General features: G+C 53.2%; 28 protein-coding genes. 16 read left to right on the forward strand and 12 right to left on the reverse strand.

Annotation, left to right across the window (positions count from 1 at the left end; all coding sequences use genetic code 11):
• Positions 1 to 12: 12 nt before the first annotated feature.
• The 9 genes from ACMGGE_RS19870 to ygjG all read right to left on the reverse strand — a co-directional run bounded on the left by ACMGGE_RS19870 (position 13) and on the right by ygjG (position 9,487).
• Complete coding sequence (locus tag ACMGGE_RS19870; RefSeq protein WP_420294073.1) at positions 13 to 639, reverse strand: hypothetical protein; 627 nt, start codon at positions 637 to 639, stop codon at positions 13 to 15.
• A 32-nt stretch (positions 640 to 671) separates the two neighbouring features.
• A complete protein-coding gene (locus ACMGGE_RS19875; RefSeq protein ID WP_063622476.1) occupies positions 672 to 1,382 on the reverse strand; it encodes a molecular chaperone in 711 nt (236 codons plus the stop codon).
• On the reverse strand, positions 1,375 to 1,905 hold the full coding sequence (locus tag ACMGGE_RS19880; RefSeq protein ID WP_080474243.1) for a fimbrial protein: 531 nt from the start codon (positions 1,903 to 1,905) through the stop codon (positions 1,375 to 1,377). Before ACMGGE_RS19880 ends, ACMGGE_RS19875 begins: the two co-directional genes overlap by 8 nt.
• A 9-nt stretch (positions 1,906 to 1,914) precedes the next feature.
• Entirely contained in the window at positions 1,915 to 2,457 is a 543-nt protein-coding gene (locus ACMGGE_RS19885) for a fimbrial protein (RefSeq protein WP_420290365.1), read from the reverse strand.
• Positions 2,458 to 2,467: 10 nt separating this feature from the next.
• Positions 2,468 to 3,484, reverse strand: coding sequence for a fimbrial protein (locus tag ACMGGE_RS19890; protein WP_420294074.1), 1,017 nt, complete (start codon positions 3,482 to 3,484; stop codon positions 2,468 to 2,470).
• Positions 3,485 to 6,103, reverse strand: coding sequence for a fimbrial biogenesis usher protein (locus tag ACMGGE_RS19895; protein ID WP_420294075.1), 2,619 nt, complete (start codon positions 6,101 to 6,103; stop codon positions 3,485 to 3,487).
• A gap of 47 nt (positions 6,104 to 6,150) precedes the next feature.
• Entirely contained in the window at positions 6,151 to 6,858 is a 708-nt protein-coding gene (locus ACMGGE_RS19900) for a fimbria/pilus periplasmic chaperone (protein WP_048028923.1), read from the reverse strand.
• Positions 6,859 to 7,012: 154 nt separating this feature from the next.
• Positions 7,013 to 7,561 carry a fimbrial protein BcfA gene (locus ACMGGE_RS19905; protein WP_048028925.1) on the reverse strand — a complete coding sequence of 183 codons (549 nt, stop codon included), beginning with the start codon at positions 7,559 to 7,561 and terminating at the stop codon, positions 7,013 to 7,015.
• Between the two features lie 546 nt (positions 7,562 to 8,107).
• Complete coding sequence (ygjG, locus tag ACMGGE_RS19910; RefSeq protein ID WP_262811147.1) at positions 8,108 to 9,487, reverse strand: putrescine aminotransferase; 1,380 nt, start codon at positions 9,485 to 9,487, stop codon at positions 8,108 to 8,110.
• Positions 9,488 to 9,922: 435 nt separating this feature from the next.
• On the opposite strand from ygjG, the gene ACMGGE_RS19915 reads away from it, so the two are divergent.
• Together ACMGGE_RS19915 and ACMGGE_RS19920 are read left to right on the forward strand one after the other, a co-directional pair.
• A complete protein-coding gene (locus ACMGGE_RS19915; protein WP_126534094.1) occupies positions 9,923 to 11,443 on the forward strand; it encodes a PAS domain-containing methyl-accepting chemotaxis protein in 1,521 nt (506 codons plus the stop codon).
• A 337-nt stretch (positions 11,444 to 11,780) separates the two neighbouring features.
• Positions 11,781 to 13,340, forward strand: coding sequence for a methyl-accepting chemotaxis protein (locus ACMGGE_RS19920; protein WP_045910045.1), 1,560 nt, complete (start codon positions 11,781 to 11,783; stop codon positions 13,338 to 13,340).
• On the opposite strand, the gene ACMGGE_RS19925 is transcribed toward ACMGGE_RS19920, so the two are convergent.
• Positions 13,337 to 13,831, reverse strand: coding sequence for a PadR family transcriptional regulator (locus ACMGGE_RS19925; protein WP_045910044.1), 495 nt, complete (start codon positions 13,829 to 13,831; stop codon positions 13,337 to 13,339). The two genes, ACMGGE_RS19920 and ACMGGE_RS19925, sit on opposite strands and share 4 nt — an antisense overlap.
• Positions 13,832 to 13,978: 147 nt before the next feature.
• On the opposite strand from ACMGGE_RS19925, the gene ACMGGE_RS19930 reads away from it, so the two are divergent.
• Positions 13,979 to 14,743, forward strand: coding sequence for a siderophore-interacting protein (locus tag ACMGGE_RS19930; RefSeq protein WP_063622465.1), 765 nt, complete (start codon positions 13,979 to 13,981; stop codon positions 14,741 to 14,743).
• On the opposite strand, the gene ACMGGE_RS19935 is transcribed toward ACMGGE_RS19930, so the two are convergent.
• Positions 14,744 to 15,913: a DNA repair protein gene (locus ACMGGE_RS19935; protein ID WP_420294076.1), complete on the reverse strand. Its 1,170-nt coding sequence runs from the start codon at positions 15,911 to 15,913 to the stop codon at positions 14,744 to 14,746.
• A 397-nt stretch (positions 15,914 to 16,310) separates the two neighbouring features.
• Here ACMGGE_RS19935 and ACMGGE_RS19940 point away from each other — a divergent pair, with 397 nt between their 5' ends.
• Both ACMGGE_RS19940 and ACMGGE_RS19945 read left to right on the forward strand, forming a co-directional pair.
• Positions 16,311 to 16,814, forward strand: coding sequence for a hypothetical protein (locus ACMGGE_RS19940; RefSeq protein WP_080347321.1), 504 nt, complete (start codon positions 16,311 to 16,313; stop codon positions 16,812 to 16,814).
• Positions 16,811 to 17,158: a hypothetical protein gene (locus ACMGGE_RS19945; RefSeq protein ID WP_063622461.1), complete on the forward strand. Its 348-nt coding sequence runs from the start codon at positions 16,811 to 16,813 to the stop codon at positions 17,156 to 17,158. Before ACMGGE_RS19940 ends, ACMGGE_RS19945 begins: the two co-directional genes overlap by 4 nt.
• A 55-nt stretch (positions 17,159 to 17,213) precedes the next feature.
• Here ACMGGE_RS19945 and ACMGGE_RS19950 read toward each other — a convergent pair whose 3' ends face one another.
• Entirely contained in the window at positions 17,214 to 17,789 is a 576-nt protein-coding gene (locus ACMGGE_RS19950; protein ID WP_048028935.1) for a phage repressor protein CI, read from the reverse strand.
• A 227-nt stretch (positions 17,790 to 18,016) separates the two neighbouring features.
• Between ACMGGE_RS19950 and ACMGGE_RS19955 the strand changes: the two genes are divergently transcribed.
• From ACMGGE_RS19955 to ACMGGE_RS20005, 11 genes are all read left to right on the forward strand, one after another.
• The gene (locus ACMGGE_RS19955) at positions 18,017 to 18,355 is read left to right on the forward strand and encodes a DUF5347 domain-containing protein (RefSeq protein WP_048028937.1); all 339 of its coding nucleotides are present in this window, start codon (positions 18,017 to 18,019) and stop codon (positions 18,353 to 18,355) included.
• A 68-nt stretch (positions 18,356 to 18,423) separates the two neighbouring features.
• Positions 18,424 to 18,651 (forward strand): DUF2732 family protein, encoded by a 228-nt coding sequence (locus tag ACMGGE_RS19960; protein WP_023616297.1) that lies wholly within the window; start codon positions 18,424 to 18,426, stop codon positions 18,649 to 18,651.
• Positions 18,651 to 18,872, forward strand: a complete 222-nt coding sequence (locus ACMGGE_RS19965) for a TraR/DksA family transcriptional regulator (protein ID WP_048028939.1) — start codon at positions 18,651 to 18,653, stop codon at positions 18,870 to 18,872. Before ACMGGE_RS19960 ends, ACMGGE_RS19965 begins: the two co-directional genes overlap by 1 nt.
• A 1-nt stretch (position 18,873) precedes the next feature.
• Positions 18,874 to 21,063: a replication endonuclease gene (locus ACMGGE_RS19970; RefSeq protein ID WP_063622460.1), complete on the forward strand. Its 2,190-nt coding sequence runs from the start codon at positions 18,874 to 18,876 to the stop codon at positions 21,061 to 21,063.
• 109 nt (positions 21,064 to 21,172) lie between these two features.
• Positions 21,173 to 21,613, forward strand: coding sequence for a DinI-like family protein (locus tag ACMGGE_RS19975; RefSeq protein WP_023616189.1), 441 nt, complete (start codon positions 21,173 to 21,175; stop codon positions 21,611 to 21,613).
• Positions 21,614 to 21,791: 178 nt separating this feature from the next.
• Positions 21,792 to 21,995, forward strand: a complete 204-nt coding sequence (locus tag ACMGGE_RS19980; protein WP_024906438.1) for a tail protein X — start codon at positions 21,792 to 21,794, stop codon at positions 21,993 to 21,995.
• On the forward strand, positions 21,986 to 22,207 hold the full coding sequence (locus ACMGGE_RS19985; RefSeq protein WP_023616187.1) for an HP1 family phage holin: 222 nt from the start codon (positions 21,986 to 21,988) through the stop codon (positions 22,205 to 22,207). The genes ACMGGE_RS19980 and ACMGGE_RS19985 overlap by 10 nt, the downstream gene beginning before the upstream one ends.
• Complete coding sequence (locus tag ACMGGE_RS19990; protein WP_420294077.1) at positions 22,191 to 22,700, forward strand: lysozyme; 510 nt, start codon at positions 22,191 to 22,193, stop codon at positions 22,698 to 22,700. Before ACMGGE_RS19985 ends, ACMGGE_RS19990 begins: the two co-directional genes overlap by 17 nt.
• Positions 22,697 to 23,122, forward strand: a complete 426-nt coding sequence (gene lysB, locus ACMGGE_RS19995) for an Rz-like lysis system protein LysB (RefSeq protein WP_262780075.1) — start codon at positions 22,697 to 22,699, stop codon at positions 23,120 to 23,122. Before ACMGGE_RS19990 ends, lysB begins: the two co-directional genes overlap by 4 nt.
• The gene (gene lysC / locus ACMGGE_RS20000; RefSeq protein WP_229226321.1) at positions 23,010 to 23,255 is read left to right on the forward strand and encodes an Rz1-like lysis system protein LysC; all 246 of its coding nucleotides are present in this window, start codon (positions 23,010 to 23,012) and stop codon (positions 23,253 to 23,255) included. Before lysB ends, lysC begins: the two co-directional genes overlap by 113 nt.
• Complete coding sequence (locus ACMGGE_RS20005; protein WP_420294078.1) at positions 23,218 to 23,685, forward strand: phage tail protein; 468 nt, start codon at positions 23,218 to 23,220, stop codon at positions 23,683 to 23,685. Before lysC ends, ACMGGE_RS20005 begins: the two co-directional genes overlap by 38 nt.
• Positions 23,686 to 23,706 lie beyond the last annotated feature (21 nt).

A 23,706-nucleotide genomic window follows, 5' to 3' on the forward strand; every position in this document is an offset into this window, starting at 1 on the left:
AAAGCGTTCGGGCTATCCTTTGGCTTTCTGAATCGCCATGATTAATGCATCAGCAGAAACGCTGCCGGACATAACGCTAATGCGCTGAATGACAGGATCTTTTTCCTGAGGCAAAACGACAAACGCTGGCATGTTGGTAAAACCGATCTGCTTCACTAGCGTCACGTTTTCCTGTAATGCTTTGTTTGCCGACCCGGCTGAAGGCAATTTTTTAAAGATAAAACGCACATCCGGATTGGCATGGATAAGCTCTTGTGTGATGTTGCAGTTCACACAGTTTTCCTCCACGAAAGCCACCACGGCGGCTTTTGCGTCAACGGGGCCGACGACGGGATCGCCGGCGGCAAGTAACCGATCGCGATGGATCACGGCATTTTGCACCATGGCTTGCTGCTGGGCTATCTGTTGGCGCTGGCGAAGGCTTTCGCCCGCCGCAACCAAAAACTCAGGATGCTCGGCAAGATAGGTCGAGACAATTTCCCCTATTTTTTCAGGGTGTGCAGCGAAATAGGCTTCTGCCGCTTTTCCTGTTTGCTCGATCTGCTGGGGCGTGGCGGGCTCTGCCTGCGTTGCGGTGGAGAAAACAAGTGCCGCAGCAAGGGGGACTGAAAGGCGACAAAGGACGGTAGGGACTTTCATACTATTATTCCGTAAAAAGAGTAAGAACTGGACTACGGCAAAAGTGTTTGCATTCGAACAGGCATAATGCGGCCATAGTCATTAATCGTTTGCCAGCGTACCTGGCACAGCGCGGCGTCTTTACAGCCTTCGAGCTCGCGCTTGCTAAAAGGGGCGACAACGCCGCCGTCGGGTATGTTCTTCCCCCCGAGGCTGAGCTGATAAAGCGTGATGTAATAAGGCGTCGGGTTATACACGACGACCTTACTTTTGCTTCGCGACCAGCGTAGAGCCTGATAAGCATCATCAGGATTACCGGTGAGCCCGGCGGGGCGATAAAAAAGTTTAAAGCGTGAACGCACTGCAGTCTGAACGCCTGCGGAGTGCTTGTTCGCAGAAGGAATGGCCGAAACGCTTAACGTGAACAGCGTTTCGCGATCTTCAGGTATGACGCCTCCCGTAAATATCAGGCGAACCGTATTTTCACGTTCAGGATGCAATGAAAACAGCTGTGGCGTGGCGACAAATGCCGATTGCAACCCGGGCGGGGTTTCAGAGCCTGCCCAGAGGCCGCCTGGCTCGACTTTGGTGTAGATCAGGTAAGAAGCGTCAGAAGGGTTACGGACAGAAAAACTGATTGATTTCTCTCGTTCCGGATAGACAAAACGTGTTCCACCGATCGTGACCCCTGCCCTTGCCTGGGGCACGGTCATCGAGAATAAAAAGAGAAGCAGCATCGTCGCCGGGAATAAACGTTCACGCATAATTAAGAATAAATGTCGTCGTCGCATTTGCCGTCCCCGTGGTGACGGTACTGGCAGTGGCAATGTAGCGGGCGTAAAAATGCAGAATGGCGTCGCTTTGATGAGGGATAATCAAGACGTCCTGGCTTTTACTTCCGATGGAAATCAGCGATTTGTCCTGATTGTAAATACCTACACCGATGCCCGTCGCATAGCCTTCACCGCCGATGAGCGTTAGCAAATCGGGGTTTGCCGTGTCGGGTGTGCCATCAAAGGTAATACTGACGGAGCCTTCTGTTCCGGCACAGTTTTCCACATTAATGGCAAACGGGTGATAATCGGCCCCCATACCCGGTTGGGTGAAGTAGAGGCTTTGAACGCTGTCCATTGGGACTGTCAGCGTCTGTGAGTCAGGCGCGATAGTGCACGTCTTTTTATGGATAACGCCAGTGATATAAATTGTACCGTCGTGCGCCAGTGTACATTCAGAAAACAATGCCACCAGAAAAAGCGCGGTGAATATCATTGTTAATTTTTTTTTCATTTCCGCATCCTACTGATAGAGCAAATCAAAATACATAATGGCCGTTGCATTCCCAGGCGTAACCGCTGGCAGAGTGGATTTATACCGTAAATTAAACGTCAGGCTATTATCGCCTTGCTTTAACGGATAGATTGCTGATTCCACATTATTTATCTTGATTGGATTCAGTTCGGCATTGAGAAGCTCTACGCCAACGCCGGTCGCCATTTCGGTGGCCGTGCCTTTACCCGTGTCGCTCAGGGCTAACAGATCGGGATTATTACTATCGGGCGTACCGCTGAACCAGACTTTTGTTCCCTGGATGGCACGTGAACAATTATTCAGGTCGATGGTAAACGCTTTTTCTGGCGACGTTGTTCCCAGTACTGGAAATTCCGATGCGTCAAAGTCGCCCAGATCAACCGTTTGTTCTTTACTGTTCACATCAACATCACAAGACTCACCAATAATGGTGCCGAATATCTGGAGGTTAATTGACGCGCCATCATCCGCATAGGTGACCGGCATTCCGGAAAACAGCATCGCCAGCGGGAAAAAATAAACGATTTTCATTATTCACCCCTTACGCAAAATCGATACGTAAACATGCCAGAGCTGTGAAAACACCTTCTGCTGGAGCATTGCCTGTGGTGCTGATAGGGTAGGTTTTTAACGTTACATCGGCATGGCCCGTATCATCAGTAATAAAATCAGCGACACTGGACGTGTCGTTAGGGATCATGACGGTGCCATTTTCGTTGGTTACCACGACGCCAACATCTTTATTATCGGTTGCAAGCGCCTGGCTAACGTGCGTGTCTGCTGTTGCCACCAGTCGAAGCGTGAGATGCGCGGGTGATATCACGTCCGCATTACATTCGACAGGAACGTTAAAGGTTTTTACCGGCGCGTTATACGGCTTCTCACCGACGGTCGTGAATGAAGAACTGTTTAGTTTTCCCAGGTCAACAGTGATCACCTGTCCCGCATTAATGACGCAGTTTTGCGGCACGGTTACGGCGCCGTTGTACGTAATTTGATAAACAATAGTATTCAGCGGGTCAGTGTTCGTTGTTGTAACATAAACATTGAACATCACTTTATTGGGGATAATCACCGTGCCAATAAACGGTTTGACAATTTTTATTCTGAACACCAGATTGGAATCATATACTGAAAAGGGTTCGTTAAGATCTTCTCTATCGACCCTCCAGTCTTTCCCCATATGGATGTAATCCGCAGGGGGATAATAATCACCAATATCAGAGTCGGTAATGCGCATCGCGCCCGCGATATAGGTTGGATCGAGGCTCATATATTTCCACTGATCTTCTGTGAAGATAACCGGAAAGGGGCTTCGGTATGAACGATAGGTTCGAGAATCCCCGTCAGGGTGTTGCGCGCATATGGCTTCGACGCCCACATCCTGTGACTTAATCAGTTCAACAGCCTTTCCCAGCTGGTTTTCTTCTTTGGTCAACGTCGTTGACAGATCGTAATTTACAATCGTAATGCTATTTGAAAAATTATGGCAGATCACCGCCAGGCTTTTCGCTGACGTGATAAGACTCAGTAATAAAATAAAAATACGTAATTTCACCTATCGGCACTCCGCTTTTAAACGCACGAGGGACTGCTTTGTTTCAGTTAGCTTATAGATCGCAATACATTTTTTATCGCGGGTGTCGCCCCATTGCGCCGTCAGGGTGCCTGTTGAGCCCAGCCCTGACAAATAAGCTTCGCCGTTCTCGCCTACAATCGTGTCTCCACCTTCATCACCGCGCGTGACAATGGCACCAAAGGGCACCGGTTGACCGTTATGAATTAATGAGATCATGGCACGATTGCCGGAGCGGGCTTTGAAGGTCGCGCGTACAAGGGCACCCTGGGTGGGAACAACCTGGGTAACGGCCTCGTCAATGTCCAGGTCGTCGCTCAGGGAGTTGGTATTCAGCGCCATACGGTTACGGTGGTATGCGCTGGCGTACGGCACAACGGCATAGCCTCGCCAGTCAGTGTGGATCCCGGGTCCGTCTTCAACCTTAACGTTGCTTGCGCCTGGCGCTGCGATCAGGACATTGGTATCGCCTAACGGCTGGCTCAAGGTAATGCCATTGCGGTGGGCGACAATACCGCCGCTGAGGCCATAGTTTATCTGTTGGTAATCGCCGTTATTACTGTAGTTGTACCCCAGGTTCGCATTACCGTAGGCGCTATCATATTCCGCGCTGACGCTACCGCTGGCACCGGCATGCTGATTTTGATAACCCTGCTGAACGCTGTAGCTCAGGTTATTATCCTCAAGCAGCGTTCCGTTAATGCCCGCTGTGTTGGTAACCCTGCCATTATCATCGGCGCTCATGCCGTAAGTGGTATAAATGCTGTTTAAACGTTTGGTCACGTCTCCACCCGGGTGGAGCCAGAGATTAAGCGGGAATGAGAGCGTTAACGAATAAATGCGATCGCTGTTGCTCATGCCTGGCGCTTTATTGTAGTTATACGTCAGGTTATAGCTCACGCCTGCTGCCGTTCCGCTATAGCCTAACTGCAGAAGCGTGTTTTTTTCATCGGTATGCCAGTATGTTTGCTGACTACCGTTGAGGAAAATCGACCCGGCCTGACCCAATTGCTGGGAAATATTGGCCTGTAACTTACCGCGTTTGGTGTAGTAGAGATTGTAATAATCAGTCCACACGGGCTCATGGTCTTCGGTGCCGTTATTCGGATCGTCCTGGCCGATATACCCTTTCATCTGCTTATAGGTGGTTTCATCCAGCGTATAAAAACCGGATGTTGAGTAGCGATAACCTAACAGCTGAAAGTTGGTTCCAACGTTGTTCAGCGATTTTGCATATAAAAAACGTATTGATTGCCCGCTGTGTGAGCTACCGTCGCTCAGTTCGCTTTGGGCATGGGTGAAATCGGCCGAGACAGCACCAAAGTTACCCAGGTTTACGCCGGAACCGGCGGCAAAGGCGGCGTATTTTTCCGTCAGCTGAGAACCGCCATAAACCGTAAACCCTTTGGGTAAACCCCAGATGAGCGTCCCCTGGACAAAGTTCACGTCCTCTTGCTGATCGCTGCTACTGCGATAACGGGCAGCGGTAGCGGAATATTTTACGCTACCTTCACGCTGTAAAACCGGAACCGCAGAATAGGGTACGGAGTAACTGTTGATCGTACCGTCAGATTCTTTTACCTCGACATTCAAATCGCCGCTGGATGAGGTGGGGTAAAGATCGGTAATCGCAAATGCGCCTGGCGGGACATAGCTTTGATAGATGGTGTAACCGTTTTGTTTAACCGTCACCTGCGCATTGGATTTCGCGATCCCGCGAATGGTGGGGGCAAAACCCTTCATGCTATCCGGCAGCATGTTTTCATCCGAATTGATCTGCACTCCCCGAAACGGCAGGCTATCGAAAATATCCGACGTTGTGTAATTTTCACCTATTGTGAGCTTGCTCTTCAGTGGGATAACGGCACGTTCAACGTAGGTTTTAATGTGCTGCCAGTCTGTGTAAGTCTCTGAACCGCTGTTGCTGTAGTTCCATGTGGAAAAATCCCGCAGTCGCCAGGGACCCAGGTTAAACCCGCTGTTCATTCCCAAAAAGTAGTTATCGGTTGTCGAACCATGATCGCCGCTATTACGGCTGTGTGAACCCGTGAAGTCGTAATTCAGCAACAGGGCATTGATCCCTTCATCCCATTGTTCTGGAGGAATATAACCACGTGCGTTATTACGCAGCGCAGCTTGCGGGATGCTGATATCCAGGCGTTGCCGTTCAAAATCAAAAAGGGTGCTGGCCGCAGGGATGGCAGAAGGTAAGTCCGCACACTGGCTCTCTTTTTCGTCTTTCAAGCCTGGAAATGCATCGACATTAACGCCCATTGCATCCAGTGATTTGAGCGATAAACAGGGCGCGAGCCCCGTATCATCATCTGTGGGTTTTGACACCTTACGAATATTAAAGGTGATGTCGCGCGTGGCGATAAAATTGTCATTCAGCCAGACGTCTACGCGGTAAACCCCGGGCGCCTGACCTGAAGTACTAAAACGGGATAAATCCGCAACCGCAGCAGGATCGCTTGAGAGGAAGGCAGGGTTGAAATAATAGTTTGCATCCGCGCTAACGGATGATAAGGCACCGAGCATGGCCAGTGTGAGAGGGGCCAAACGATGAATGACAATCCTTGTCTGATACTTACGACACTTCATTTTTCCTGCCTGCTTCAACGCGCTATGTTCGTGTTTTTTCGGGAACGTTATGCTCCAGGGCATGACTGAACAGGTGTGGTAGCACCAAAATCATTAACCGTCTGGAAACTCACCTGGCTCCCGCTTCCTGCCGGGAGATCAATGACCAGACTGTTCATGGGCGAAACCATTGTGTTTGTTAATTTCGCGCTTCCGACTTTGAGTTGAACCAGAGAAACGTAATAAGGCGATGGGTTTTTGATGGTCAGTTTGCCGTTAGCCAGCGCGCAACGCAGCGTCTTTGGCGCATCAATGGACGGCGTCGGTAACTTTTTAGGACGAATAAAAAGCTTAATAACGCTTTGGGTGGCAATCTGCAGCGTATTTCCCTGCAACTTGCTTTTATCGACCGCCGGGATGGCTTTACTGTTGAAAAAAAAGACGCTTTCTCTGTCCGTAGGCAGATCCGGTCCAGCGTACATTATTCGCACAGTGTTTTCTTTTTTTGGATGCATCACAAAAAGTGGGGGAGTAACAATAAAATCCTGAGATTTAGACTGGTCAGCATTTGCTACCCAGGATTGCACTAAAAAGGCATTGTTCTCGGAAGTATTCGTAACAGGCAACGAAATCTGCTTATCACCCTGCGGATAAATGATTCGCGTTGCGCCAAGGCCGATACCACCAGCGTGAGCCATAGTCAGCATTGAAGCGGCTAATAAGAAAGAATGAGTAATCAGCTGGCTGATAAAAGTTGCTGGAGTAATTCGTGTCATTTATATTTCACTTTCTTAAATATATAACTGAATACACAGGACACCGTATTTCGTTTAATCCTCTGTATTCAATACATATAAAAATGCGTGTTTACATTGAAAAAACCTCCTTCACACCGGGGCGTGAAGGAGGTTCAACAACCTTCCGTCCAGATCAGGAATAAACCATCTGGAAGGTTGCCGTAGACGCTACGTTACCCGGTGTTGCCGCGCCAGTCGCGATATAGTCAACGCTCAGTGGAATGATATTTTCACCGTTAATCAGACCGATCGCTGAAGACGTGGTTCCCAGGTCAAGTTTTTTACCGTCAGGGCCAAACAGTTGCAGAGCAACGTTCAGCGCAGACCCTGCACCCGCTGTATTCGCCATCGCACCCGGCTGAGTGGCATCCTGCTGGGCGTTAAAAATGACGGCAGCATTTTGGCTCACGGACGTGTCGCAGTCTTCCAGCTTGATGTGGAAATCTTCTTTCTGATTGGCCAGCATTCCGCTTTCAGTCAGTTTTACGGTACGAACCTGGCTAAGAATTACGGTCTGGTCGACGGAGTCTGCAGCGACTGAACACGCTGCATTCACAACCTGACCTACGAAGTTAACGGTACCGCCACTTACCGTTACCGTTGTGCTTTCCGCTTGTGCATTCATGGTTACAGCGCTTGCCATTGTGGCAGCAACAACCATTGCTAAGACATGCTTTTTCATACAAATCCTTTTAAATAAACAGTTCTCTGTCAAGTTGAAACAAAATTGTAAATACCTGAATCAAATAATGCTGGTTTAAAAAGCCATGATATACAGCATTATACAATAAATATGTTTCGCACATTCTCGTGATGTTCCGGGGAATTATTTTATGCGCTGATAAATATTATATCAATCTGTTGGTTTCTCATTTTAAATTAGAAATTCTAAATGTATTTTTAACTTTATCTTTATTAATTTTTAATATGAATTAGTACGGTAAATACTCGCCGCGGTGAAATTTTACGGGTTTGTATCGCTGAGATTGATAATTGGAGTGTATTATTAAGCGTTGTCTTACAGTAAAGATTAAATATTTAATTTTGGGCTGAAATTACACGTCAAGGGAAGAGGCTATTCATTTTCATTATGGAATACTTGATTACAAATTGAAATGATTCGCGTCGGCGCTAACGTCACCTCTTCTTGCGAAAGCTGTACGGTCCGGGAATGAAGTCAATATCTGTCAACTCTGTTCCCGGACCGTACAAAAGAAAAGAGGAATAATTATATTTCTTCCACTTTTACCCGCAGCGCCACCAGCGCTTTATGCGCCGCTTTCAGCACCTGCTCACACTGCTCAATCGTCAACGTCAGCGGGGGTTCCACGCGGATGGTTTTTGAGTTGTTGAGCGTGCCGGCCACCAGCACCCGCTGGCGGAACATCTCGCTCGCGAAGCTGTAGCCGATTTCGTTGTCAACAAACTCAATGGCCATCAGCAACCCTTTGCCGCGCGCATCCTGGATCAAATCCGGGAATTCACGGCCCAGCTGGCGGAAGCCGTCCAGCAGCATGTCGCCTTTTTGCTCCGCCTGCGCAGGCAGGTTTTGCTCCAGCAGCACGTTGATGGTCGCCAGCGCCGCCGCACAGGCCAGCGGGTTACCGCCAAAGGTGGTGGTATGCAGGAACGGATTGTCGAACAGCACCGAGAACACCTCTTCGGTAGCCACCGTTGCGCCAATCGGCATGACGCCGCCGCCCAACGCTTTCGCAAGGCACAGAATGTCCGGTTGAACGTTCTCGTGCTCGCAGGCAAACATCTTGCCGGTGCGCCCCATCCCGGTCTGGACTTCGTCGAGGATCAGCAGCGCGCCAAACTCATCGCACAGTTGACGCACGGCAGGCAAATAGCCCTGCGGAGGGAGGATGACGCCGCCTTCACCCTGAATCGGCTCCAGGATCACCGCCGCCACGTCATCGCCGGTTTTACGGCATTCGCTCAGTGCGGTGCGCATGGCGTGAATGTCACCGAACGGCACGTGGCGGAAGCCCGGCAGCAGTGGCATAAACGGTTTGCGGAAGGTGGATTTCGCGGTCGCCGACAGTGCGCCCAGGGATTTACCGTGGAACGCGCCGCTGGTGGCGATGAAGGTGAATTTCCCGCGCGGCGACTGGTACGCTTTGGCGAGCTTAATCGCCGCTTCGACCGATTCCGTGCCGCTGTTGCTAAAGAAGCTGTATTTCAGTTTGCCGGGCGTTAAGGCCGCCAGCGTTTTCGCGAGCATGGCGCGAAGCGGGTCGAGCAATTCCTGGCTATGGAGAGGTTGTTTCGCAAGTTGATTCTGTACGGCGGAAACCACAACTGGATTACGGTGCCCCACGTTGAAAATTCCAAAACCTCCCAGGCAATCGATAAACTCCTGTCCCTGGGTGTCGACAAGCGTGTTCAGACTTCCCGCTTGCCACTCTACGGCTCCGTAATCCCCGCCGGCGGTAACAGATTTGCGATACTCCAGAAACCCTGGATTGACATGCTCTTTAAAGTAATCGATGACCTCTCGGTTAAGTTGTTTCATCTCCTCATGATCAAGCGTTCGCTTCTCAATGAGATTCAGTGCGTGCGCGGTACAGGCAAGAGCCGAGGCGCTGGAAGGTAACCTGTTCAAAATGTGCTCCCGGGGATCGCGTATCACATGATACTGGTTTAAGTATTGCAGGGATTACGCCACTTCAGATGCCTTAACGAAAATCGGGATAAACGCCAGGTTAAAATAATGTTGCACAATATTTAATCATGCCGATAGAAGCCAAACGGGATTTAGCGGTACGGGGCAGAGAGTATAAGGAAGGGGGTAAAAGCGCCGCTGCACTAAAGAAGTGCATACGCTGCGACTTAAGCGGGCATTAACGGGTCATGCTTTGTGGGTAATTTCTCTGCGAAAGTATTTGAAATCAATGGATTAAGAAATCGTACAAAAAGTATGGTTTAAGTCAAATCTGCGATCTCCATCAAGTTTAACAACTAAAGATAAATTGTTTACCGCCGAAAAAACAATGACCCACAAAATTAACATTCAAATAACCTGCAAGGGATGCACGCCATGTCCTCTCCAACCTATGTCACCCAGAATGAATATCCTCTGGACGATGACACCACCTTAATGTCTACCACAGACATCCACAGCTACATTACCCACGCCAACGACACCTTTGTGCAGGTGAGCGGTTACCACCTCGATGAGTTGACGGGCCAGCCGCACAATATGGTGCGCCATCCCGATATGCCAAAAGCCGCGTTTGCCGATATGTGGTACACGCTGCAGCAGGGCGAGCCGTGGAGCGGGATTGTCAAAAACCGGCGCAAAAACGGTGACCACTACTGGGTGCGTGCTAACGCGGTGCCGATGGTGCGCCGCGGGCAGGTGACGGGCTATATGTCGATTCGCACCAGAGCCACAGCGGAAGAGATCGCCGCCGTGGAGCCGCTCTACCGGGCGCTGAACGACGGGCGCTGTAAAAAACGTATTCACAAAGGGCTGGTGGTGGGAAAGGGCTGGCTGGGTAAACTGCCGGCCATGCCGCTGCGCTGGCGCGTGCGCAGCGTGATGGCGGTGCTCTTTGCCGTACTCGCCGCCACGCTGGCCGCGACCTCCGCAGGCTGGACGCCGCTCGCCGCGGCCGCGGTGGTGATGCTGCTGGGAACGCTGCTGTTTGAGCAACAGATTGTCCGCCCGATCGAGAATGTGGCGCGACAGGCGCTGAAGGTCGCCACCGGCGAGCGCAATAGCGTGCAGCACCTGAACCGCAGCGACGAGCTGGGCCTGACGCTGCGCGCGGTAGGGCAGCTTGGCCTGATGTGCCGCTGGTTGATCAATGACGTGTCGAGCCAGGTGGTGAGCGTCCGTGACGGCAGCGACAGGCTGGCGCAGGGAAATGAAGATCTGAACGATCGTACGCGTCAGACCGTCGCGAACGTGCAGCAGACCGTCGCGACAATGAACCAGATGGCCGCGTCCGTTCAGAGTAACTCCGAAACCGCCGCCGAGGTGGACAAACTCTCCGTGGCCGCGAGCAGCGCGGCAACGAAAGGGGGAAATGCGATGCAGACCGTCGTTAAAACGATGGATGACATTGCCGACAGCACGCAGCGAATTGGCTCGATTACCTCTCTGATTAACGATATCGCTTTCCAGACCAATATTCTGGCGCTGAACGCGGCGGTTGAAGCGGCAAGGGCAGGCGAGCAGGGCAAAGGTTTTGCCGTGGTCGCGGGCGAAGTCCGTCATCTCGCCAGCCGCAGCGCCAGTGCGGCTAATGATATTCGTAAACTCATTGATGCCAGCGCCAGCAAGGTGCAGTCCGGCTCTGAGCAGGTACACGCTGCGGGCCGTACGATGGATGATATCGTTGTGCAGGTGAAAAACGTGACGCAGCTTATCGCCCAGATCAGCCACGCGACCTCCGAGCAGGCAACCGGGTTATCAGAGTTAACCCGTGCGGTGGCTGAACTTGACAGCATCACGCAGAAAAACGCCGACCTGGTGGAGGAGAGCGCGCACATTTCTGCCATGGTGAAGCATCGCGCCGGACGTCTTAAGGATGCGGTGACCGTGCTCCATTGAGTCAGTCATGTTCCAAAAAAGCCGTTTATACCATAAGGAATAAACGGCTTTTTATTTTTCCCATTGTGACTATTAATGTGGTTTATTGTTAATTTAATATTAAATAACTAAAGAAAGTGCCTCAGTTATTTATTCCTGCCTAAGTCAGTTCTTCAGAATCCTGTTTCAAAAATACCCCGTTTGACGGTCTGGTAACGATCGATGAAGCAATATTAATAGCCTACACCTATGCATTGTGAGGGTTATGAAATAAAAAAACGATCAAAGTCATAAAGTTAGCCAATCCGTTACCGATAACAGCGATCGTCTGAGAAATAATCACATCGATGGAGTAAATATGTTCTTACATGACGTAAAGATCGGCACGAAATTATTTCTGGCGTTTGGGTTCTTTATTGTCCTGATGGCGATCAGCGCAAGTGTGTCTTTGCTGAGCCTGAACCGGGCAAATAATGGGATGCAATCCATTATTACCCATGACTATCCGACCACGGTAAAAGCGAACCAGTTAATCGATAACTTCCAGGAATTTATTAGCACTCAACAGCTGATGCTGCTGGACGAGCAGGGTACTTACACGGGGCAATCTCAGCAGCGCCTGAAAGAGATCAGCGAGCATATTACGGTGATTCTGGGCGAGCTGAACAACGCCTTGCAGGATCAAAAGTCTCAGCAGGTGCTGGCGGATATCCGCAGCGTGCGCCAGCAGTATCTGGATTCGCGCTATCGTATTTTGCAGGCAGTGCAGAACAACAACCGTGCGGGCGCCATTCAGGAGATGATGACCACCACCCTTGCCGTGCAGCAGGCTTATAAAGCGAAGGTGAAGGAGTTGATTGCCATTCAGAACAGCGAGATGCAGCGTGCGGGTACGCAGGTGGAAGGGGATTTCAGGTCTAACCGTCTGCTGCTGATCCTGCTCACGCTCTTTAGCGTTGCGGCAGGCAGCCTGATTGGCTGGTTTATCGTGCGCGCTATCACCCGCCCGCTCGGTGAGGCGGTGAATTTCGCAAAAGCGATTTCAGAGGGCGATCTGACGGGCAGCATCACGCCGCACGGTAAAGACGAAACGGGCTTGTTGCTGCATGCGCTGATGGAGATGAAGACGCGTCTGCTGGACATTGTGCAGCAGGTGCAGACCGGCTCGGAGAATATCTCCAGCGCAGCCGCGCAGATTGTCGCCGGGAACCAGGATCTGGCCGCACGTACGGAAGAGCAGGCCAGCTCCGTTGAACAGACCGCCGCCTCGATGGAGCAGATCACCGCGACGGTGAAAAATACCGCCTCGCATACTGGTGAAGCGACCAATCTTTCTGCCGATGCCGCCACGGTGGTCAAAAACAACGGTGAGATGATGAAGCAGGTGACCAGCAAAATGCGCCTGATTAACGAGACCTCCAACCGGATGTCCGACATTATCGACCTGATCGACGCCATTGCATTCCAGACCAACATTCTGGCGCTGAACGCGGCGGTGGAAGCGGCGCGCGCCGGTGAGCACGGCCGCGGCTTTGCGGTGGTCGCCGGAGAGGTGCGCCAGCTTGCCCAGAAGAGCGCGTCGTCTGCCAGCGAAATCCGGGAGCTGATTGAGAGCTCCACCAGCCAGACCCAGGACGGGATGAACCTGGTCGAAAAAGCGAGTGGGCTGATTAACGGCATGGTCGGCAACGTGGAGGAGATGGATGCGATCCTGCGTGAGATCCGTCAGGCCAGCCATGAGCAGACGGAGGGGATCTCGCAGATCAACAGCGCGATTGGCCTGATTGACGCCACCACCCAGCAAAACTCCGCGCTGGTGGAGGAGTCCGTCGCGGCGGCGGCATCGCTTAATGAACAGGCGATGCACCTTAAAGAACTGGTACGCGTCTTCCGCGTGAGCGAGCACGCACCGGCTTAATCCAGCTGGGAGATCTCCAGCGCCGCGCGGTCAATCACGCCGATAATCTGCTTAAGCTGCGCGTCGCTGAGCTCTCCCTGATTTACCTTCAGGTCCAGTACCGCTTTGAAGTTATCCAGCGCCCGCTTCATCTGCGGGTTTTTGCGTAGCTGAAAGCCGACGCTGCGCGCTTTGATACGCACCTGGATCTGTTCCAGCTGTTCCTGGTTTTCATCCAGCCAGCGTTGTCCTTCAGCGGTAATCGCAATGCGCTTACGCCCGTTTTCTTCTTCCGTAATGGTGATAAATGTCTGATCCTGCAGATAATCCAGGGTGGGATAGATGACGCCCGGGCTCGGGGTGTAGTTCCCCTGCGTCAGGTTCTCGATCTCTTTGATCAGCTCGTAGCCGTGGCTCGCGCTGCGGGTCAGGATATCCAGAATCACCAGCCGCAGATCGCCGTGGCCGAAAAAGCGCGGTCGACGTCCGCCGCCATCGTGTTCGTGTCGCATAATATGCCCTTCATTTTGATATATCTAAACTATATCTAAGATATATTCAGATGCAATCTAAAAGATCTTGCATTTTTCCTTATTAGTAATCATTATCATTTGAAAATTGATTTAGATATATCGTATTCACCAGAAAAGGGTCTAAAAATGGCATCTACCCGTTATCCACAGCGTGTTCGTAATGACCTGCGTTTTCGCGAACTGACGGTGCTCCGCGTTGAGCGCGTCAGCGCGGGTTTCCAGCGCATTGTGCTAGGCGGCGAGGCGCTGGAGGGCTTTAGCTCCCGCGGTTTCGACGACCATACCAAAGTCTTTTTCCCGGCACCCGGGACGACGTTTACGCCGCCGGTGGTCACCGATGAAGGCATCGACTGGGGTGACGGCGTGCGTCCGCAGGCGCGCGACTATACGCCGCTCTACGATGAGGCCCGTCATGAGCTGGCGTTGGATTTCTTCATTCATGACGGCGGCATTGCCAGCGGATGGGCGCTACAGGCGAAGGTAGGCGATAAGCTGACCATCGGCGGCCCGCGCGGTTCGCTGGTGGTGCCGGAGGATTACGCCTGGCAGCTGTACGTGTGCGACGAGTCCGGCATGCCCGCGCTGCGTCGACGCTTAGAGAGTATTGCGCAACTGCCGGTTCGCCCGGATGTGCAGGCGGTCGTGACGGTTGGGGATGAATCGTATAAGGACTATCTGGCGCACCTGAGCGCGTTCAACATCACCTGGGTGGTGGGCCACAGCGAGCAGGCAGTCGCGGACCATCTGGCGACGCTGACCGTTCCGGGGGACGATTACTTTATCTGGCTGACCGGGGAAGGGAAGGTGGTGAAAAGCCTGAGCCGTCAGTTTGAAGCCGACGCCATTGACCCGCAGCTGGTGCGTGCCAGCGCATACTGGCACGCCAAATAATCAGGCTGCCGAATCCAGCTGCGCTTCGCTCACCTGATGTTCGAGCGAGGTGCGGACCTCGTGCAGCGCTTTCTCCTGCTGAGCAAAGTACGCTTCCATATTGCTCAGTGAGGAGACCAGCAGCCAGGACTCCTCTTTCTCCAGCTCCGCCAGCTCGTTCACTAAGGTGTCGATCTGCTCGCGGACCTGTGCCATTTTTTTGCGGATACGTTCCAGATCGTTCAGCCTGTCGCTGGCCATCAATGGCTCGAAGCCCTGCTGCAGGCGGGCCACCAGCGAGCGAATGGCTTTCACATCGCCGCGCTGCTTCGCCTGGTTAAGCTGCACCATCATGTTGTTGGCTTCTTCTTTCAGATCGTCCGCCACCAGATCCGGGTGGCAGAGCTTGCTCGCCTGTCGCCAGAGACGCTTGAGTTCATTCTGGTCCTCTTGCGAAAGATGCTTACCTTTGCGCAGCCGCACTTCGGCATCGTGATGCTGTTCGCGATACTTCTCGTACTCTTCGTTGGCCTCGTCTCGAGCCTGACGCGCAGGCTCCTCTTCGCGCGTTAAGCCGCTCTCCAGCTCCTGCGCTTCGGCCAACAGGTTGGCAATCAGATTGCTTTGCTGCTCCAGATGCTTACGCGCCTCGGCGGCCTGGACGGAGTCAGCCGGGAGATCGCGCCAGCGCTGGGTGAGCGTCACCAGCACCTCTACCGCCTGCGCCATATAGTGCTGGCAGCGACGGTAATCCTCCTCGCGACGACGCGCTTCTGCCTGCTGACGACGCAGGTTCAGCTCCGCCAGCGTTTTACGCAGGGCGAGGATCTGCTGCATCAGCGGCCCGAGGCGGGAGAAATAGAGATCGTTGAACTCATCAAGCTGCTGCACCCGCGCGTTGCGGCGGTCAATCAGATCGCGCAGACGCTCTTCCAGCGCCTTCAGCTCCAGCTTGCTGGCCGCCACCTGCGGATCGCGCCACGGGGTCACGGCGCGCTGGCCCTGCAGCCAGGCGGTAATGGCCGCCATGGCCGCAGTGTAGTTCTTCTCCTCAAGCGCCACGACGATTGCCTGTAGCTCATCGTCAAACGCTTCATTTTTCAGGCGTGTCAGCTGGCTCTGGATGATGTCGTCATCTTCCAGTTCAATGGCATTTTTAATGATTTCTAGCCGTTTGATCGGTGTGCTCATGATGCCTTTCGCTTTGGCGCTTAAGTATTTGAGTTAAGGTTAGTTGTTGTAAAAGCTACAGGAAATAATACACACGGATGATGATCGGCGCGATGGGGGATTTCTTTAGTTTTGCAGTTTGTGAGTAAAGGAACTGGAGGGTTTGAGTTTACGGTTCCCGCTCTGCCAGTGTTGCCACGCTTGAAGAGTCAGCCAACATTGGCGATTCGTTGTTCAAAGAGTATTAATAAACGCCTCAAAATCCAACGGCACGCGCATTTTTATTACACTAAACCTAAATTTATTTTTTTTAGTTGACCTTTATATCTATGAGTGATTTGTTAATAGCATTCAGGGATGTTAATGCCTCGGGGTGTCTCTCTGAAAAATAAGCAAGGATATATATAAAGGTAACGGTATGCGATTTTTAAAATATATAATTATTCCAGCAATAGTGAGTCTTTCTGGCTGCAGTACTTTCTTTCCTGAGCCGAAAATGTACACGCCACCGCCGAGTAGCGAGGATGTCGCTAAGCTTCGTCTCATTGGGCCGCCGATGAGTTATGGCATCTATCAGTATGATAAATCCGGTAAAGAAACAGGTGGGTGGGTACTTAAGCACAATCGTTATTTGAACCCTTTCCTTGGGTCGACGAAAGATATTGGTCTCCCTAAAGTCACGGGGAAGAAATACGATAAAGACTATTTCGAAACGTTGATTGTGCCAGATGAAAAAACCACTATCCAGCACGCTTTATATCAGGGATGTAATGTATCGCTGACTTTCACGCCAGAAAAGAAAAAGATCTACGAAGGGCATATTAGCTATAGCGATAAAACGGGATATTGCGTGCTTTATATGAAAGAAGTCGCGCTTGATACCGTCAATGGCATTTATGTTGAAAAGGATTTTGTACAGTGAAAGCCATTAACTTTTTAGGTGTGGCGTTAGCCTGTCTCCTGAGCGTCTCATGTGCATCGAACTACGACGGAACCAAGGCGACAAGCCTGGCTCAGTATTCGGAAAAAGAGATAAAGCAGAAGCTGATCCCAGAGGTCACGACCCGCAAAGATGTGCTGATTGCTTTTGGCGTACCAGCAAATACGGCTGACTACAATAATACGCGCCACTGGGAGTATACGTCGCAGATCATCGATCGTCGTATCTATCTCATCATTCCTCTTAATCTGGATCGCAAGCAGCACCTGTCCGTCGATTTTTCTGACAAAGGAATTCTGACTTCTTACAACTACATCGAAAAATAGCGTTTAAAATCAACAAAAAGGCTGGCGAATCTCGTCAGCCTTGGATTTAGTATCCTCAGCTTACTTCGCTATAGATCCCCACCACGCGTCCCACCGTTTTTATCTCGTCGATACCGCATTCAAAGGGAACCTTGCCGCCCGCCACGTGAAGTTTTTTCCCCGGCAGCAGCGTCAGATCGCGGATGCTGGCGGTGCCTTCAATCTCAACCAGCCACAGGCCGTCGGTTAACGACGCCTCTTTTTCGATAAAGTGCAGCTTCCCCTCTGCCCGGACGGCGATGCCGCGCGTCAGCGGTTTGCTAAAGAAAGCAGCGTCGATACTCAAAATGGAATTTTCTTCCAGCCTCCCGTCACTGAGTGTGAATGTCGAAACCGAAACGGGATCGCCCGGGGCGGGGTTTCCTGCAAACTGCGCACCCTGGCCGGTCATCAGCCAGCGGAGGCTGGCGCCAGTGTCCAGCGCACACTGAACCGCAAAGTCGTAAGAGATGGTACCGCGCGCGTAGCGGTTCTGAAGCGAGCTGGCGGCGATATTAAAGTGCCGGGCCAGCTGGATTTTCTGCGTGAAACCATATACCTGACAGATTCTATCGAGCAATTCTTCATTATTCACTTGAGAATCTAGTATCAAAATATATTCCTTTGGGTGTTTACTAATACTCATTTGGGTATTAGTATCATTACAAATTCGAGCAATCAGCGGCAGATGTTGGCAAACTGAGGCTAATGATTGCAGGCATTATCAAAATGGGAATCATGCAGCATGGCTTCCGAAATCGCAATCCTCAAACGGCGGAAAAAGCCGTGCTCTGCCCGTTTTGAACGCATTAGCGTGCATACATTTATGCGAGGGGAGATATGGCGATAGAAGCTGCCTGTGCAAGGGTTCCACTAAGCGTGGGGGCGCGTCTTAGCGGGCTTAACCACATCGCTGAACTGCGCGCCCGCTACGGGAGCGATAGCGGGAAAGAGCTGGCGCGGTTTATGGCCGACATGCGCGATAAGCGCGATCCCTTTTTTGAGGAGAACAGCAGGGCGCTGGCCGCTCTCTTTTTCCTGGCGAGATTACCCGTCGCCCGTCATGAGTGCGATATCAGCGAGCTGACCACAGAGGAGAAAAGAGCGCTAATTACCGCGATGAATCATTTTCGTGCTGTTGTGAGTTTATTTCCTGAACGGCTGACCATGCCGTTGTAACCCAACCCAAAAACGAATGGCGTCAACCCGCCGGGCACCCTGTTGCCTGAATTTAAGGAGAACGCGTAATGCGACACAGTGAAAACCGCCCTTATCCGATCGGAAGTGAAGAACTGCAACGCCTGCTGATGGAGGCAAAAACAGAGGAACGATGCGCGCGCGCCCTTGCGGTCTCCCTGCGTCTGGAAGCGCTGGCGAGCCAGATCTACAAAACCGGCATGAGCGGAGAAGACGTTGCCGAACTGCTGTGCCACGAAGCGGCTCGCTACGAGCGTGAATCCCAGGAGCTGCACTGATGGCCGATTTTATCGATCTTGCCCAGGCGCGCGAGCAGGAAGACAGAGAGCGCCACATTAATAGCGCCCGCAGACGACCCGCATCGCCTTCGCGTTTCTTCTGCGAGGAGTGTGAGGCTCCAATACCGCAGGCGCGCCGTATGGCGGTGCCCGGCGTGGCTCTGTGCGTCACCTGTCAGGAGATCGCGGAGATGAAAAATAAACACGTCCGGGGAGGGTGAGTTGGCTACGTCATTCGCTTATCCGTGGAATGCGCCGCGGTCAGCTATTGCCAGCCCTTATCTTACCCATGCCCAGCAGCAGCGTCGCGATCGCTTCTTCGCGGCGCTGCAGCAGGCAAGAATGGCCCTCTCACAGCAGCCTGACTGCGTGCGTTTTGAGGTCTGGCGCGCCGTTGACGCCCTCGAACAGCATCGGGGCAATCCGCAGGCTAACGCCTTTTTGATCCGCTTCTGCAACAGGATATTGCCCCGCCTGCGGCGGGTCTCTGAACGCTATGCCTGCGCAGGTTTGCATGACGTAGTCTCCCGAGCCGTGTTTAAAGGCCATTTCGATACCCAGCTTCTGCAGTACCTTGCCTCGCGAATGGTTGAACTGGTTGCCCGCTATAACCGTCTGCCGGATATGTCCCGCGCGGATATCGACCTGCTGGCGGGCGATATTGCCAGCTTTATTCGCGGCGAGCTGGCAAATATTAACGATGCCGATATGGGCGAATACCAGACGCTCTTCATCTGGTATCAGCGCGCCGGACTGATCGCCCGGCAGTTCAACGTGTCGCCTCCGCACTGGGAGCGGGTGTCGAAGACATTTTTCAACAAAGACGATGTTGCCGCCGCGGTGATGCGGATGTTTTCCGAGGCGTGGTGGCGCGGGCGTTTACGTCGGATCGCGGCTGCCTGGCGCGAGCATTTGCAGATTGCCCTCGGCAACGTCAGCAAAAAGAGAATGGCGTATGCGAGCAAACGCTGCGTGACCGAGTGGCGCGAGCAGAAGCGCCGCACCCGTGAATTTCTCAAGGGCATGGAGCTGGAAGATGAAGAGGGCAACCGCATTAGCCTGATTGAAAAATACGATAGTTCGGTGGCCAACCCGGCGATACGTCGCTGTGAGCTCATGACCCGCATTCGCGGGTTTGAAAATATCTGCCAGGCGCTGGGCTATGTGGGCGAATTCTATACCTTAACCGCCCCCGCGCAGTATCACGCGACCGTGAAATCGGGCTACCCCAACGCGAAGTGGAACGGGGCCAGCCCGGCGGAGACGCAAGGCTACCTCACCCGAGTGTGGGCGCGCATCCGCGCAAAGCTGCACCGGGAAGGTCGCCGTATCTTTGGTATCCGCGTCGCGGAACCCCATCACGACGGTACGCCCCACTGGCACATGCTGATGTTTATGCGGCCGGAAGACGTCGAATGCGTTCGCCGGATTATAGGGGACTACGCCCGGGAGGAGGATGCCGCTGAGCTGCAGAGCGAAAGCGCCAGACAGGCTCGCTTTCACGCGGACGCGATCGATCCGCAGAAAGGCAGCGCTACCGGCTATATCGCCAAATACATCTCAAAGAATATCGACGGCTATGCGCTCGATGGCGAGACCGATAACGAAAGCGGCGGCCTGCTGAAGGAGACGGCGTCCGCCGTATCGGCCTGGGCAGGGCGCTGGCACATTCGCCAGTTTCAGTTCATCGGCGGCGCGCCGGTAACGGTCTACCGCGAGCTGCGCCGACTGGCAGACGCAGAGACCGCGCGTGGTCTGAGCGTCGAGTTTGCTGCCGTCCATGAAGCTGCCGACGCCGGTGACTGGGCGGGTTACGTCACTGCACAGGGCGGCCCGTTTGTGCGTCGCGATGATTTACAGGTGCGCACGCTGTATGAGCCGGGTACCGGGTTTAACCAGTACGGCGAAGAAACGGTCCGCATCCGCGGCGTGTACGATTCCGCCGTCGGCGCGGGCAGCCCGGTTTTAACCCGGCTCACGCAGTGGAAAATTGTGCCGAAGCGGGCCCAGGAGCCTGAGGATGTATCTGCGCCTTCTCGGAGTTCTGTCAATAACTGTACGCTGAGCGATCTCTCTCAACCCCTCAACCGGCGTGCGAGACGGGCATTAACCGAGCGTATTAAGCGCATCCGGCCCGGCGCAGCGGCGCCCTTTGTCTACGAGCGGGATCCGCAAAACGGGGTCCCGGAGAAGGTGATTGATGAGGTTCGGCTCGCCACCGGAATCGCCATCAGCCGCGCAGAGGCCCTGCATCTTATGGCGGGCGGCGTAAGCCGTTTTAACGACAAATGGTGCAGAGGCGCAGTTGACGGAACGCTCTTTCCGGCAGCGCGTTCTTATCAGCATAAGGCGCGGAAAATCCTTGAACGTATTGGGCATTTATCGGATCTGTTCGCTCTGAGAGCACGCTAATATCCATCGATATCATGCACATACCGTGAAGAGTTCTGATTTTTCGCTTCACTCTTTTTATGAATACGTGATACTGTATGTTTATACAGTATCTCGTGGTGGAGGTTGTGTGGACAGAGAGTTGAACGAGCAGGTCATGATTGAACGCGTCGAGATGATTGCTCGACTGACGACAGAAGGAACATGTCAGGAAAGAGATCGTGAGATTGCCCTGAATTTGATTGCTGAGATTGCGCGGGGAAATTTAATCAAAAACAACGCGTTTACCGTTGTTTTCTCAGCATCGCCTGTTCCGGAACGCATCAAAAAAGAGGGTAACGTTCGGGTGAACATTACGCTTGATAAAGACCAGCAGATTGGCCATGGCGTCGTCGAGGCCTTCCAGAACGAACTGACCCGCCGAATAAGATCCCTGTTCCCGTCATCGCGGGTGACCGTGAAAATAGGATCGATGACGGGAGTAGAGCTCCAGGGGCTCGAAGGAGAAGCCGATCGCGAGATGCTGGATAATATTCTCCGGGAAGTCTGGGAAGACGAGAGCTGGCGCTAGCCCAGCATCATTACCCGAATGCACGCCCTCATTCTGATTTTGCGCTTTCGTTGACCCACGCTTCGCTGCTTGTGGACGGTCTGTTGTGTCCGCGATTGTCCATCCGTCAGCGATAGCGAAAAGGCCGCCAGCCCGGGAAACTCTACAGTACCTGGTAACCGGATGTTGGGAGCGTCTGATGAAGATCTATGCAATGCAGGGGGACACGCTTGATGCCGTTTGCGCCCGCTATTATGGGCGCACGGCTGGCGTCGTAGAAGCCGTTCTGAAGGCCAATCCTGGCCTCGCGGAGTCAGGCGTTATCTTGCCTCACGGCACGCCGGTAGAGATGCCGGAGGTAAATAGCGCCCCCACCAAAGAATCCGTAAATCTATGGGACTGAGCCTGGAGAAAATCACCACGTTTATCGCCTACTGGCTGGCCGTGGCGCTGGCCTGGTTCGGGGCGATGTCGCCTGAAAAGGTCGCGCTGTACGTGGGGAGTGTTTGCGCCATTTTTACCGCGCTGACGAACTACTGGTTTAAGCGAAAAACCTGGCGCTATCTCCAGTCGCTGGGCCTCGATAAGAAGAGCATTCGTGAACTCAATCATTAAGCGTTGCAGCGTCGCCGGCGTGCTGGCCCTGACTGTGCTGATGCCCGATTTTCGTTTACTGAAAACGTCCCCTGAGGGGCTGGCGCTGATTGCCGATCTCGAAGGTTGTCGTCTCTCGCCCTATCGGTGCAGCGCTGGGGTATGGACGTCAGGCATTGGCCACACGGCAAACGTTGTGCCGACGCGGGACATTACTGAGCGTGAGGCCGCGGTAAATCTGGTTGCTGATGTGCTTAACGTTGAGCGACGGCTGGCGACGTGCGCGCCGGTGGAGATGCCGCCGCGGGTCTACGACGCGCTGGTGAGTTTTACCTTTAATGTTGGCGCAGGCGCCGCCTGCCGTTCGACTCTGGTGTCTTTTATTAAGCGTAAACAGTGGTCGCAGGCATGCGGCGAGCTTACCCGCTGGGTGTACGTCAACGGCGTCAAAAACACCGGTCTGGAAAACCGCCGTGTCCGCGAGAAGGCCTGGTGCATGAAGGGGCTGCCATGAGAGTCCTTATGCTGCTGCTGGCCGGGCTGCTGGCGACCGCGCTGTGGCTTCGTCATGACAACCAGACCCTGTCCCGTTCTTTAGCCACGGCCAACCGGGTCGCCAGCGAACAAAAAAATGCCCTCGCCACGCTTAACCATCAGCTGTCCCAGTCGCAACGGATGGCCAGAGCAAACGAAAACGCCCAGGTCAGGCTCCGTGAAGAGCTTGTCGCTGCGGGTGAGGAGAGGGCAAGACGGGAAGCGACTATCGGGAGATTACTCAATGAAAATGAAGCGTTACGCCGCTGGTATACCGCTCAGCTGCCTGATGCTGTCCGCAGGTTGCACACCCGCACCGCCTGCGCCTCCGCAGCCCATTGTTTACAACGCCTGCCCGAAGGTGAGCCGCTGCCCGATGCCGGGAAGCGAACCCGCCACTAACGGCGATCTCAGCGCCGATATTCGCAGGCTTGAGTACGCCCTTATCGCCTGCGCGCTGCAGGTTGAAACCATTAAAGACTGTCAGGATAAACTCGATGCACAAACTCAAGAGCCTGCGTCAGGCATTAATTGACGCGATCCCCCAACTGAATGCCAACCCGGAGCGCCTGCAGATGTCGGTCGGCAGCGGCAATATAGACGCCCGCCTGGCCTCCTCGCTCTCCTTTGAAAAACGGTATGTGCTGAACGCGAAGGTTAGCGGTTTCACGGGCGACAGCGAGGGATTTTTTGTTCCGGTACTGGCCTGGCTGCGGGAAAACCAGCTGGACATTTTTACCCTCGATGAGGGACGCAAAAACGGATATACCTTCGCGATCGTCTTAAACGATGACGCTACGATGGATATCAGCATCAGCATGCAATTAACCGAGCGCATTCTTGTTTCCGAGGAACAGGGCGTTCTGCACGCGACCTATTCCCCGGAGCCGCCGCTGCCGGAGCCCGTCACGCGTCCGAAGGCGTTGTACATCAACGGTGAGCTGGTCAGCCAGTGGGAGGACTAAGCTCCCCACGCTGAAGGCCGC

The organism is Enterobacter sp. BNK-22, assembly GCF_048684805.1.
Taxonomy (GTDB): Bacteria; Pseudomonadota; Gammaproteobacteria; order Enterobacterales; family Enterobacteriaceae; genus Enterobacter; species Enterobacter quasiroggenkampii.

Coding starts and splice junctions, on each gene's coding strand:
- ACMGGE_RS19895 (WP_420294075.1), bottom strand. CDS start 6,103: ATGAAGTGTCGTAAGTATCAGACAAGGATTGTCATTCATCGTTTGGCC.
- ACMGGE_RS19920 (WP_045910045.1), top strand. CDS start 11,781: ATGTTCTTACATGACGTAAAGATCGGCACGAAATTATTTCTGGCGTTT.
- ACMGGE_RS19875 (WP_063622476.1), bottom strand. CDS start 1,382: ATGCGTGAACGTTTATTCCCGGCGACGATGCTGCTTCTCTTTTTATTC.
- ACMGGE_RS19930 (WP_063622465.1), top strand. CDS start 13,979: ATGGCATCTACCCGTTATCCACAGCGTGTTCGTAATGACCTGCGTTTT.
- ACMGGE_RS19985 (WP_023616187.1), top strand. CDS start 21,986: ATGGGACTGAGCCTGGAGAAAATCACCACGTTTATCGCCTACTGGCTG.
- ACMGGE_RS19965 (WP_048028939.1), top strand. CDS start 18,651: ATGGCCGATTTTATCGATCTTGCCCAGGCGCGCGAGCAGGAAGACAGA.
- ACMGGE_RS19935 (WP_420294076.1), bottom strand. CDS start 15,913: ATGAGCACACCGATCAAACGGCTAGAAATCATTAAAAATGCCATTGAA.
- ACMGGE_RS19885 (WP_420290365.1), bottom strand. CDS start 2,457: ATGAAAATCGTTTATTTTTTCCCGCTGGCGATGCTGTTTTCCGGAATG.
- ACMGGE_RS19960 (WP_023616297.1), top strand. CDS start 18,424: ATGCGACACAGTGAAAACCGCCCTTATCCGATCGGAAGTGAAGAACTG.
- ACMGGE_RS19870 (WP_420294073.1), bottom strand. CDS start 639: ATGAAAGTCCCTACCGTCCTTTGTCGCCTTTCAGTCCCCCTTGCTGCG.
- ACMGGE_RS19915 (WP_126534094.1), top strand. CDS start 9,923: ATGTCCTCTCCAACCTATGTCACCCAGAATGAATATCCTCTGGACGAT.
- ACMGGE_RS20005 (WP_420294078.1), top strand. CDS start 23,218: ATGCACAAACTCAAGAGCCTGCGTCAGGCATTAATTGACGCGATCCCC.
- ACMGGE_RS19980 (WP_024906438.1), top strand. CDS start 21,792: ATGAAGATCTATGCAATGCAGGGGGACACGCTTGATGCCGTTTGCGCC.
- ACMGGE_RS19905 (WP_048028925.1), bottom strand. CDS start 7,561: ATGAAAAAGCATGTCTTAGCAATGGTTGTTGCTGCCACAATGGCAAGC.
- ACMGGE_RS19955 (WP_048028937.1), top strand. CDS start 18,017: ATGGCGATAGAAGCTGCCTGTGCAAGGGTTCCACTAAGCGTGGGGGCG.
- lysC (WP_229226321.1), top strand. CDS start 23,010: ATGCTGTCCGCAGGTTGCACACCCGCACCGCCTGCGCCTCCGCAGCCC.
- ACMGGE_RS19900 (WP_048028923.1), bottom strand. CDS start 6,858: ATGACACGAATTACTCCAGCAACTTTTATCAGCCAGCTGATTACTCAT.
- ACMGGE_RS19940 (WP_080347321.1), top strand. CDS start 16,311: ATGCGATTTTTAAAATATATAATTATTCCAGCAATAGTGAGTCTTTCT.
- lysB (WP_262780075.1), top strand. CDS start 22,697: ATGAGAGTCCTTATGCTGCTGCTGGCCGGGCTGCTGGCGACCGCGCTG.
- ACMGGE_RS19880 (WP_080474243.1), bottom strand. CDS start 1,905: ATGAAAAAAAAATTAACAATGATATTCACCGCGCTTTTTCTGGTGGCA.
- ACMGGE_RS19925 (WP_045910044.1), bottom strand. CDS start 13,831: ATGCGACACGAACACGATGGCGGCGGACGTCGACCGCGCTTTTTCGGC.